12 protein-coding genes are annotated in these 11,999 nt (G+C 28.3%); 4 read left to right on the top strand and 8 right to left on the bottom strand.

The window, feature by feature from the left end:
• Positions 1 to 110: 110 nt before the first annotated feature.
• Positions 111 to 872, bottom strand: coding sequence for a lipopolysaccharide kinase InaA family protein (locus L2Z92_RS14420; protein ID WP_236454881.1), 762 nt, complete (start codon positions 870 to 872; stop codon positions 111 to 113).
• Positions 873 to 945: 73 nt separating this feature from the next.
• Between L2Z92_RS14420 and L2Z92_RS14415 the strand changes: the two genes are divergently transcribed.
• Positions 946 to 2,004, top strand: a complete 1,059-nt coding sequence (locus L2Z92_RS14415; protein WP_236454879.1) for a glycosyltransferase family 4 protein — start codon at positions 946 to 948, stop codon at positions 2,002 to 2,004.
• 50 nt (positions 2,005 to 2,054) lie between these two features.
• On the opposite strand, the gene L2Z92_RS14410 is transcribed toward L2Z92_RS14415, so the two are convergent.
• A complete protein-coding gene (locus L2Z92_RS14410; protein WP_236454877.1) occupies positions 2,055 to 2,915 on the bottom strand; it encodes a hypothetical protein in 861 nt (286 codons plus the stop codon).
• An 83-nt stretch (positions 2,916 to 2,998) separates the two neighbouring features.
• Between L2Z92_RS14410 and L2Z92_RS14405 the strand changes: the two genes are divergently transcribed.
• Positions 2,999 to 3,994 carry a glycosyltransferase family 2 protein gene (locus L2Z92_RS14405; RefSeq protein WP_236454875.1) on the top strand — a complete coding sequence of 332 codons (996 nt, stop codon included), beginning with the start codon at positions 2,999 to 3,001 and terminating at the stop codon, positions 3,992 to 3,994.
• Positions 3,995 to 4,072: 78 nt separating this feature from the next.
• Here L2Z92_RS14405 and L2Z92_RS14400 read toward each other — a convergent pair whose 3' ends face one another.
• Complete coding sequence (locus L2Z92_RS14400) at positions 4,073 to 5,266, bottom strand: pyridoxal phosphate-dependent aminotransferase (RefSeq protein WP_236454873.1); 1,194 nt, start codon at positions 5,264 to 5,266, stop codon at positions 4,073 to 4,075.
• A gap of 130 nt (positions 5,267 to 5,396) precedes the next feature.
• Here L2Z92_RS14400 and L2Z92_RS14395 point away from each other — a divergent pair, with 130 nt between their 5' ends.
• Complete coding sequence (locus L2Z92_RS14395; RefSeq protein WP_236454871.1) at positions 5,397 to 6,713, top strand: PDZ domain-containing protein; 1,317 nt, start codon at positions 5,397 to 5,399, stop codon at positions 6,711 to 6,713.
• Between the two features lie 29 nt (positions 6,714 to 6,742).
• Here the strand turns inward: L2Z92_RS14395 and L2Z92_RS14390 are convergent, their stop codons facing one another.
• The 5 genes from L2Z92_RS14390 to L2Z92_RS14375 form a co-directional block, all read right to left on the bottom strand.
• Entirely contained in the window at positions 6,743 to 7,513 is a 771-nt protein-coding gene (locus L2Z92_RS14390; RefSeq protein WP_236454869.1) for a CDP-alcohol phosphatidyltransferase family protein, read from the bottom strand.
• Positions 7,514 to 7,569: 56 nt separating this feature from the next.
• Positions 7,570 to 8,589, bottom strand: coding sequence for a COX15/CtaA family protein (locus L2Z92_RS14385; RefSeq protein ID WP_236454868.1), 1,020 nt, complete (start codon positions 8,587 to 8,589; stop codon positions 7,570 to 7,572).
• Positions 8,590 to 8,651: 62 nt separating this feature from the next.
• Positions 8,652 to 10,067, bottom strand: a complete 1,416-nt coding sequence (locus L2Z92_RS14380) for a CCA tRNA nucleotidyltransferase (RefSeq protein WP_236454866.1) — start codon at positions 10,065 to 10,067, stop codon at positions 8,652 to 8,654.
• 4 nt (positions 10,068 to 10,071) lie between these two features.
• Positions 10,072 to 10,239: a GxxExxY protein gene (locus L2Z92_RS21530; protein WP_379677212.1), complete on the bottom strand. Its 168-nt coding sequence runs from the start codon at positions 10,237 to 10,239 to the stop codon at positions 10,072 to 10,074.
• Positions 10,240 to 10,329: 90 nt separating this feature from the next.
• Positions 10,330 to 10,896, bottom strand: a complete 567-nt coding sequence (locus L2Z92_RS14375) for an L-threonylcarbamoyladenylate synthase (protein ID WP_236454863.1) — start codon at positions 10,894 to 10,896, stop codon at positions 10,330 to 10,332.
• Between the two features lie 88 nt (positions 10,897 to 10,984).
• On the opposite strand from L2Z92_RS14375, the gene pseB reads away from it, so the two are divergent.
• Entirely contained in the window at positions 10,985 to 11,995 is a 1,011-nt protein-coding gene (gene pseB / locus L2Z92_RS14370; protein ID WP_236454862.1) for a UDP-N-acetylglucosamine 4,6-dehydratase (inverting), read from the top strand.
• Positions 11,996 to 11,999 lie beyond the last annotated feature (4 nt).

Here is an 11,999-nt window from a genome sequence, read left to right as displayed (position 1 = left end):
AAAATAAAAGGGTAAAATGTCTTTTTATATTATACTTTTTAGACATTAAATAGATTAATATAAACGCCTTGTAGCAATTCCGACAAAAATAGTACAAACAATTGAAAATACTACTTTTTCCAAAACTTTAATTTCTTTTTTAGTCTTTTTTTTCTATGAAATCTATATTGAAAATCTTCAGTGAATTGCCACATTGTTTTAAAAACATCTGTTTCATTCTCACCGGAAATTTTCGCATATTCATTACTCATTATTTCAATCATTTCTTTTTTAGGAGTAATCTTAGAAAGATTCTTCATTCTTGCTTCAAAACTCATTACTTCATGAAAATTCATCCTATTTAAATCGACCAAGTAGAACGCATAAGTTCCATCATTATTATTACTAATCAAAGTATTCCCAGGTGAATGATCTCTAAATTCAATACCGTTTTTATGCATTTTATAAGTAAAATGAACAAACTGACGTAAAATATTTTCTCCATCTGGGTAATCCGTTTCTACTAATTCCCTATATGTTAAGTCACAAAAAATATGTTCACAAACATAATAACTATCTTTTAACCCAATACCATTAGAATTCTCCTTGAAAGCAATTGGCTTTGGAGTTCCAATTCCATTTTCTAACAAAACAGTAGCATACTCATAGGATCTTCTTGCTTTAGATTTTCGGAAGTATTTATATATGATTCTATTAATTAGTATTGGCTTTCTAAACGACTTAATGTTTAAAGTTAAAGTTTCATCTACTTTAAATAATTTAATTGTATTTCTTTTACCTGCTACAAATAGTTCTCCTGTAGTATGAAAATTTTCTATACTAGAAGTTATTATTGATTTGAAGTTGATATAAGTAGGAAAAATGCTTAACATCTTTTTTTTTCAAAAATAAGGATATCTGTTTAATTATTTAGAAACATATCTTATTTTTACTGAAATTTATTTCATGAACATTTTTTTAGAGTCTCACAACATAAACAATAAAGCTGGTGGCTTAGGAACCTTTAATTATCAAGTCATTAAAGCCATTTCAAAACTGGATATTTCGAATAAAACGATAACACTGAATGCAAAATATCCAGAAAAACTAGAAAATGAGTTTGGAAATATTTTTAAATATTCAAAATACACTAGTTTAGAACGTCATTTTCTATTTCGTAAAAAGAAAAAATATGATGTTTGGCATAGTTTAAATCAGAATACTAAAGTTGAGCCTTTCTTCAAACCTAAGAAGTACATTTTAACCATTCATGATGTCAATTTTGTTGAAGAAATCTCTTCAGACATGAAGCACAAAGTCAATAAAAGATTTATTGAAAAATTAAATCGTGCAGACATAATTACGTATATTTCTGAATTCGCAAAACAACAAACACATCGTTATTTTAATGTTCCAAATGTTCCTGAACATATCATATATAATGGTAATCCTTCTGAAAAAAGAATAGAAAACAATACTTTCCTACCTTCTTTCAACTTAGAGAAGCCTTTCTTCTACTCTATTGGCGATTTTATCCCAAGAAAAAACTTCCTTTCAATTGTGAAAATGATGGAAACAATAGAAGATTATGTGCTTATTATTTCTGGAAACAGAAATAAAGAATATGGTTATGAAATTGAAAAATATGTTAAGGATAATAACTTACAAGACCGTGTAATTTTAACGGGTAAAGTGAGTGATGAAGCAAAACAATATTATTTAGAAAACTGTACTGCTTTTTTATTTCCTTCTATAAGAGAGGGCTTTGGTTTACCTCCAATTGAAGCAATGAAGTTTGAGAAACCAGTTTTCCTTTCTAATCTAACTTCACTACCAGAAATTGGTGGCGATGCAGCCTTTTATTGGGATAATTTCGATGCTAAGTATATGAAAGATTTTTTATTGTCTAAACTTGAAGATTTTAATAATAATAAATCATTTTACGCTCCAAAAATCAGAGAACGAGCTGATTTCTTTTCTTGGGAAAAAGCAGCGAAAGAGTATTTAGAGTTATATAGTTCATAATTTAAAAGAGGATGTTTAAGTACTTAAACATCCTCTTTTAAACTTTATATCTATTTGAATAAAAATTTAAACCATTGACCAAAGTTCTTCATCTTTAAAAACAAATCGCTTATCCTCATTGATTTATCATTTTTAAAATTATTTAAAATTTCACTTAAAGAATTTCCTTTCATGAATTGTAACGTTTTCCAATGCATTGGTTCCAAATAAAAGAAACCTTCATGATCTTTATAGTTTGTTTCATTTACAGTGTCCCATTTTTTCATAAAACTTTCTTTATCAATATCTCCATTATGTCCCCAGTTATCAAGTTTTTTAATGAGATCCTCTCTTTCTCTAGATAAACAATCATGCAAAGCAATTGAAGATACATATATAGAACGACATTTACCATGACGACCTACTTTATAATTAGGAATATTTGTTGCCACCATGAATTTGTCAAACTTATCAACATATAAGACTCCTCCTTTTACATTTTTGTATAAGTTAATTTTAAAACAACATATTTGAATTTGTTTTTTACTTGTTAGGTAGTGATTATTAGCTATTAGATATTTTGTAAATGATTTAAAATCGAAAAAATACTCATCAGAATCTAATTGAATCAACCAATTCCCAATTCCCATTTTTTCTGCCAAAAGTTTTCTTTCACGAATTTCACATTCCATAGTTGTTAAGCCCGACACATAAAATTCATCTTCATAGATTTCAATTTTATTTTGAGTGTCAAACGTTTTTATCCATTCAAAAAAACTACTATCAATTTGTATATCCGATCCATTCCAAGTTTTTCTGTTTTTATCTATCGCTAAAAAAATAGTGTCTGAATCCTCATAAATTGGAGGTATTGCAAATTTTAAAAGCTCATAATCATAGGAAACTAAAAATCCAACTTGAATTTTACTCATGCGTTTTTTTTTGCAAATATAAGGTTAAATTTTTCTTAATTAAATCTTACATTTGCCATCATATCTAAAAATAGCAATCTAAAATGAAAAAATTATCTGTAATAATGCCAGTTTATAATGGTGAACTATATATTGAAGAAGCTATTAATAGTATCGTTAATCAAACATTTACCGATTTTGATTTAATTATTTTAAATGATAATTCTTCAGATGGTACTGTTGCAATAATTGAAAAAATAAGAGAAAAAGACAATCGAATTATTTTAATAAACAAAACTAAAAACGAAGGTCCTGCAAACTTGAGAAATGAAGGTATTGAAATGGCTAAAACAGAATATGTTGCGCTCCTAGACGCTGATGATATTGCTATGCCTACACGTTTTGAAAAACAAATAAACATACTTGATACTAATCCTAGTTTAGGACTTTGTGGTACATGGTTTACTATTTTTGGTGATAAAAAAGAAAAAGTACTTAAACATTCTGAAAAGCATGAAGATTTAAAAGTACAATTTTTGCATAGTTGCGGTTTAGGAAATTCTACCGTAATGTTTAGAAAGTCTATGATTGGTGATTTACGTTTTGAACATCAATATGTACCTGCAGAAGATTACGGATTATGGAGTGAGTTTATAGCGAAATCAGAATTTTATAATATTCCAGAATCATTAGTAAGGTATCGTTGGCATCCTGGAAATATTAGCCAAACAAAAGAAGAAAACCTAAGAATTGCAGAAGTTGCAATTAAAAAAAGACAATTAGAGCGTTTAGAAATAGATTCAAACGATGAAAATAGCTCATATTACGTTAATGCTGTTTCATTAAAAAGAAAACAGAATGCAGAAGACATTATTAAAACCATAGAAGCTTCTAAAGTTTTAAAACAAAAAAATGATAAATTAAAAGTTTATAATCAAGCTATTTTTTGTGAACATATTGATAGAATGATTATTAGAACAATACGCAACTCTAAAGATCATAATACTACTTTTTTTAAGTATGTAAAAAATGATTCTGGTTATTTTAATAAGATTAGTTTTCTTGACAAAATTATTTTTTATTTTAAATGTCAATTCTAAATAATTCACGAATTGAAAACATAAAAAAAAGGTTACCTATAATATATAGACAACCTTTTTCATTTATTATATAAAATCTTATAATTTATTATAAGCAATCAAAGCTTCTTTTAGAATTTCTACAGAACGAACTAATGCTTCTTTTTTCAAAACATAAGCAATTCTAACTTCATCTAAACCTACATTCGGAGAAGAATAAAATCCAGCTGCAGGTGCAACCATAATAGTTTCTCCATCTAAATCATAAGTCTCTAAAAGCCACTGTGCAAAATTGTTTGCATCTTTAATTGGTAATTTAGCAATACAATAGAAAGCCCCTTTTGGTGTTGCAACTTGTACACCTTCAATTTTATTTAATTCTGCAATTAAAATATCTCTTCTCTCTTTATATTCGGTGATAACTTCATCAAAATAACTTTGTGGAGTATCTAAGGCAGCCTCACTTGCAATTTGAGCATAAGTAGGCGGACTTAATCTTGCTTGTGCAAATTTCATTGCAGCAGTCATAACTTCTCTGTTTTTAGAAACGATGCAACCAATTCTTGCTCCACACATACTAAAACGTTTAGAAACAGAATCTATCATGATTGCATGATTTTCTAAACCATCAACTGTCATAATAGAATTATGTTTAAATCCGTCATATGTAAACTCTCTATATACTTCATCAGCAATTAAAAATAAATCGTGCTTTTTTACAATTTTTGCCAATTGGTTAATTTCGTCCTCAGAATATAAATATCCAGTTGGGTTTCCAGGATTACAAATTAAGATTGCTTTTGTTTTTGAAGTAATCAGTTTTTCAAAATCCTCAATTGGAGGTAAAGCAAAACCTGTTTCAATACTTGAAATTACTGGTACAACTTTAACACCCGATGCTACTGCAAAACCATTATAATTAGCATAAAATGGCTCAGGAATAATAACTTCATCATCTGAGTCCATAGTACTCCCTAATGCAAAAAGCAATGCTTCAGAACCACCTGTAGTAATTATAATATCTTGCTTATCTATTGGAAGATTTTGATTTTTATAATAGCTAGATAATTTTTCTCTATAACTATCAAAACCAGCTGAATGACTATACTCTAACACTTCTATATTTGCGTTTTTAACAGCATCTAAAGCTACTTGAGGTGTTTTTATATCTGGCTGACCTATATTTAAATGGTATACATTATGTCCTTTTTTCTTTGCTATTTCAGCATAAGGGACTAACTTTCTAATTGGTGATTCAGGCATTTGTAAGCCTTTTAGAGATATTTTTGGCATTGTTGTTTGTTTTTTAAAATGCAAAATTGCACTTTTTTTCTCAAATTTTTATAAAGTTTTCTTTTTAAAATAATAAAGATTGTTACAGATATCAAATAATTTTCTTATTTTTAAGATAAATACTATCTCTATGAATAGAAAAATACCTGCTATACTTTCCTTTTTATTTGTTTATGTATCTGTTTTTAGCCAAACTTCATGGTTGTCTAAAAGGAATAAAATTGTTATTCCTTTTGAATTAACACATAACCTTATAATTATTGAAACTGAAGTTAACGATGTAAAACTTAACATGCTTTTAGATACTGGTTCAGATAAAAATCTTTTATTTAGTTTTCCCGAAAATGATAGTATTTTGTTTTATGATACTCGAAAAATAAAGATTAATGGTTTAGGAAATGGAGAATCATTAGAAGCTATTATTTCAAGAGAAAACAAACTAAAAGTCAAAGATTATTTAGACGAAGACTTTGAAGTACTCTTAATAACTGATCGAGACATTAGTTTAGTTAATAAACTTGGTGTTCCAATTAATGGAATAATTGGCTCTTCCTTTTTTAAAGATTATTTAGTAGAAATTAACTATCAAAGTAAAAAAGTGATTCTTCATAAAGAACATAAAAAGTCTATTACTAAAAAACTAAGAAGATACAAAAGTAAAAAAGTTGAAGTTATTGATGGTAAGCCTTATTTAAAAATGATTACCGACATTAATAACACTAAAAAAATGGACATTAAATTATTAATGGATACTGGACTTGGAGATGGGTTATGGCTTTTTGAAAACGATAGTATTAAATGCGGAACACTTTTTTTTAATGATCTTCTTGGAAAAGGTCTAGGTGGAGATATTGAGGGTAAAAAATCTAGAGTTAAAAAATTAGAATTGAATGAATTAATCCTCAAAGAAGCATTAGTATCTTACCCAGACACGATTTCATTTAATCAATTAGACTTTGTAAAAGGAAGAAACGGTTCATTAGGAGGTGAAATAATAAAACGATTTAATTGGATTTTAGATTATAAAAATGAAACATTCTATTTTAAAAAAAATACAAATTTTAATGATTCATTCAATTATAATATGTCAGGAATTGAAGTGCAACATGCTGGTTCAACTTGGGTTTCTGAAAAATTAAACTTCAGCACATTTACGAATACAAATTCCAAAACGTTTGTTTATGATAAGGAACACGATTTTAATTATAAATTTTCACTTCAACCTGTGTTTGAAATATACTCTGTAAGAGAAAACTCGCCTGCTCAATTAGCGGGTCTTAAAAAAGGCGATATGATTTTATCTATTAATGGAAGAAAAGCCTATAATTATACCATTCAAAAAATAACCAATCTATTTCAATCTGAAGAAGGAAAAATTATCAAAATGCTAATTGAAAGAGATGATACTGTAATTGAAGTTAAATTTGAATTAGAAAAACTATTGTAATAATCATAAATCACTTCTTCTGTTATAAATTAATGAAAATATTTTTTCCTTATACTTATCAAAAAGACAATTAATATGCTTGATACGATAAAAAATGGAATAATGAACTCTATCAAACCTAAAGGTAGCATGATAGCAATAATTAATAATTGAAAACCTAAACCATATACTGAAAGACAGGTCATAAACCAATTTGGGAATGATTTTACCTTATATGCATCTGCATCTAGGAAATGAATAATTTTATCAAATTTACCATATAAAACCGAATACAATTTAAAAAGAATTGTTACTGTTTTCTGACTTTCTCCAGGAAGTGCTTTTGGTGTTTTATATTCAAAAACTTTACTCGTAGTATCTCCACCAAAAGATCTATTTCTGAGAATAACATAATAATAATTATACAACGTTCCTTGCAGTTGAATACAAAAAAAAGCAAGTAATGTTAGCCAAAACGATGTTTCAGATACATAGCAAATTATCATTAAAAAAATAAAATTTAAAATAATATCAAAAATACTATCTAAATATCTACCAGAATATGAAGGTGTTTTTTTTAACCGAGCTAATTCTCCATCGGCAGCATCTATTCCAGATTTAAGAAGGATAAAGATACTTGCTAAGATATAATGATTGCTCCAAATAAAATAAGTTGCAATTAATCCAACTATTCCAAAAAGTAGTGTAACATGTATGGGAGTAAATCGTGTTTCTTTTAATTGATAAGCTAAAACTCTACCGAAAGAACGTCCATAGTCTGATAAATCTAAAAATTTATCTTCCTTATTTAATTTTGACATTTAAAATTATAATACAATAATCTGTGACAATATAGTCGGGTTGTAAAAATAGTCTTTTATTTTGAAAGTCTATGCAATGTAAACACCATTGCAGATAATAAGACAAAAGCAACTAATTGATGTGCTAAACCTAACCATAAAGGAACATGAAATAAAATTGTAAATACTCCTAATGCAAATTGTATAAAAACAATTAAAATTAAACTTTTAACACCTTTCTTTTGAATTCTATTTAAACGGTTTTTTTTGCTTTTAAAGTACAACATCATCATCATGAAAACGACTACATAAGCAAATGTCCTATGTATAAATTGAACACCACTCCTACCTTCTGTAAACGATTTTAAAAGTGTTGATTGCTCTATTGTAATACTTTCATGAAAAAACTGTCCATCGCTCATTAAAGGCCAATGATTATGTACTAATCCAGCGTTTAATCCTGCAACAAAACCTCCATAAATAATTTGAATAATTAACACAACAAGAGCTATCTGAGCAATTCTTTGCAGAGATTTTACAGCTGGTTTTCTTTCAGGATAAATAATATCTAAGGCAACCCAAAGTGTATAGGCAAAAGTTATGAATGCAAAAGTTAAATGCAATGCCAAACGAAAATGACTCACATCCGGATTATCAATCAATCCACTTTTAACCATATACCAACCTAGAAAACCTTGAAATCCACCCATTAAAAGTAGCACAAAACATTTCTTTATTGTTTCACTATTTAATTGTTTTTTAATCAAAAAATAAATAAAAGGAACAATGAAAACGATTCCTATAATTCTTCCTATAAAACGGTGAAACCATTCCCAAAAATAAATAAATTTATAGTCAGAAAGTGTAAAATCGTTATGAATATTAATTTTTTGATATTCTGGAAATTTCTTATATTCTTCAAACGCATCAACCCATTTTTCATCAGTTAAAGGAGGAAAAGTATCGGTTACCAAATGCCAATCGGTCATTGATAATCCAGAATTTGTTAAACGAGTAATTCCACCAACCATAACCATAACGAAAAGTAAAACACAGCCCAATAAAAGCCAATATACTACTGATTTGTTGTTTCTCATTTTGATTTCTTTTTCAAATTGTAAAATTAAGTTTTGTAAAACAGAATGTTCTATAACAATAGTTAAACTTTATTTAATCCCATTTTCTTTGCTCTCATTAAAACAAAAGTCAAAGCTGCTTCATATTCATTTGGTATTTCTCCTTCTAAAATTGCTTCTTTAACAGCTTCTTTCAATGTCCCAATTTCTCTACATGGTTTTAATCCAAATAATTCCATAATCTCTTCGCCTGAAATTGGTGGCTGAAAATTACGTACTTGGTCGCGCTCTTCTACTTCAACAATTTTTTCACGTACAATTTTAAAATTATGATGGTATTTATTAAATTTCTTAGGGTTTTTAGTTGTAATATCTGCCTCACAAAGTGTCATTAAATTCTCTACATCTTCACCTGCATCAAAAACTAGACGACGCACAGCAGAATCTGTAACAATATCTTGTGCTAAAACAATTGGCCTTGAACTCATAGCAACCATTTTTTGAACAAATTTCATTTTTTGATTTAATGGCATGTGTAAACGTTCAAATATTTTCTTCACCATTTTCCCTCCTAGAAACTCATGTCCATGAAATGTCCAACCTTGTTTTTTATTAAATTTCTTTGTTGGTGCTTTACCAATATCATGCAACAAAGCAGCCCAACGCAACCAAACATCATCTGTATTTGGGCAAATATTATCGACAACTTCTAATGAATGATAAAAATTATTTTTATGGGTATGTCCTTCAATTTCTTCAACTTGATTTAACGCAGTGAGCTCTGGTAAAATAATATCCAAAAGTCCTGTTTCATAAAGCAATAAAAAACCTACAGAAGGTTTTTCTGATTGAAGTATTTTATTTAATTCATCTACTATACGTTCACCCGAAATTATTTTAATTCGTTCTTTATTCCTTACAATCGCTTGAAGTGATTTTATTTCAATTTCAAAATGCAATTGACTCGCGAAACGAATTGCACGTAGCATTCGTAATGGATCATCAGAATAGGTTATATCAGAATCTAAAGGTGTACGAATAATCTTTTTCTTCAAATCTTCAACTCCATTAAAAGGGTCCACAAGGTTACCAAAAGAAGATTCGTTTAAAGAAAAAGCTAATGCGTTTATAGTAAAATCTCTCCTATCTTGATCATCTTTTAGTGTTCCATTTTCGACTATTGGATTTCGACTATCTCTATTGTATGATTCTTTTCGTGCTCCTACAAACTCAATATCCATATCTTCAAAACGTAACATTGCTGTTCCATAATTTTTAAAAACCTGAACCTTAGGTTGATTTGGTATTAATTTAGCCACTTTTTCTGCTAATTCAATACCACTTCCAACAGCAACGATATCGATATCTTTTTTATGGTTTCTATCTAATAATATATCTCTAACAAAGCCACCAATAACATAACATTCTAAGTTTAATTCTTTGGCTGCTTGAGAAATTATTTCAAATATTTTATGTTCTAAATGTTTTTTATAATTCATATTTCTAATTACCGCAAATTTTAAAATTATTTTTTTTCATAACTGATACATACTTATATTCAAGTAATAACAAGTTAAAATTTGCTAAGATTGCTAATTTATTTTCAGATATTTTTAAATAATTTAGACATTTATTATAATGACAATTATTAAAACAATCTACTGTTTTTATTTCTAATATAATTCAATTATAAACTACAAAATCAACTTGACATTTATAATTTCATAGTTTATTGCTAATTCATTTCCCTTTTAAAGAATTTTATTTTCTGATTACTTTCACTTGGCTATCTAATCCTAATTTTATAATACAAGAAGGGTTTTTGCAAATTTTATCACGTTGTAAATTTACTACATAGTCAACACCTTTTAAAATTTCTGGACTAATTTCTTTAAAAGTTTTAGGTGTAAACATACCTGAAACATTAGCCGAAGTAGAAACCAATGGTTTTTTCATTCTTTCCATTAATTTAAAACAAAATGGCTCATTAACCATTCTAACAGCTAAAGAATTATCTTCTGCAATAATGTTTTTAGCAACATTTCTTGGTTTGTCTAAGATAAGCGTAGTTGGTTTTTCTGCAAAATCAAGAATTTGCCATGCCACTTCAGGAATTTCATTAAACACCTGATGCATCATCCTCTCTCCGTTAACCAAAACAATCATACTTTTACTTTCTTCTCTTTGTTTTAAAGCATAAATCTTCTTAATCGCCTCTTCATTTGTAGCATCGCAACCTATACCCCAAACCGTATCTGTAGGGTAAAGAATAATACCTCCATTCGCTATAACTTCGAAAGCATTATGAATTTCTTTGTTTACATCCATTATTTATAAATTATTTGACAAAGATATTATAATAATAAAAAGAAAATAAAATTAGACTTCATATATTTGCAGTTAGAAAAAATAAGACATGCTGAACAATAAATCAATTTTAATTACAGGAGGGACTGGTTCTTTAGGAAAAGAATTAACTAAAGCTATTTTAGAAAAATGGCCAAATGTGAAAAGGTTAGTCATCTATTCAAGAGATGAACAAAAACAATTTCAAATGGCGCAAGAATTTCCTGAATCAAAATATCCTGCAATACGTTATTTTATTGGTGATGTTAGAGACTTAGAAAGATTAAAAAGAGCCTTTACAGATATTGATTATGTAATTCATGCTGCTGCTATGAAACATGTACATATTGCGGAATATAACCCAGATGAATGTGTAAAAACAAATATTGGTGGTGCCGAAAATGTAATAAAAGCTTGTTTAACTTCCAATGTTTCTAGAGTAGTAGCTCTTTCAACAGATAAAGCATGTGCACCGATTAATTTATATGGAGCTACAAAATTAACTTCAGATAAATTGTTTATTGCTGCAAATAATATTAGAGGGAAACAAGATATTAAATTTTCTGTCGTTCGCTATGGTAATGTAATGGGATCTAATGGTTCTGTAATTCCATTTTTCATGAATAAAAAAGCAGGAGGAGTTCTGCCTATTACAGATCCTAATATGACTCGTTTTAACATCTCACTTAAAGGTGGTGTTGATATGGTGCTTCATGCGTTAGATGAGGCTTGGGGTGGTGAATTATATGTTCCAAAAATACCTTCTTATAAAATTACAGATGTTGCAGACGCAGTTGGTCCAAACTGTAAGCAAGAAATAGTTGGAATTCGTCCAGGTGAAAAAATACATGAAGAAATGATTACTTCATCTGATTCGTTTACAACCTACGATTTAGGCAAATACTATGTAATTCTACCACAAGTTACCAATTGGAACATGGAAGAATACATCAAAACTTTTAATGCAAAAAAAGTACCTGTAGGATTCAATTATAACTCTGGAGATAATGAAGAATGGGAAACTGTCGAAACTTTAAGAAGTTTAATAAAAGAGCATTTATATCCAGATTTTGAAGCTTAATTAA

Origin of the sequence: Flavobacterium jumunjinense (assembly GCF_021650975.2) — a bacterium.
GTDB classification, from domain to species: domain Bacteria; phylum Bacteroidota; class Bacteroidia; order Flavobacteriales; family Flavobacteriaceae; genus Flavobacterium; species Flavobacterium jumunjinense.
This window is presented reverse-complemented; position numbering and strand designations above follow the sequence as displayed.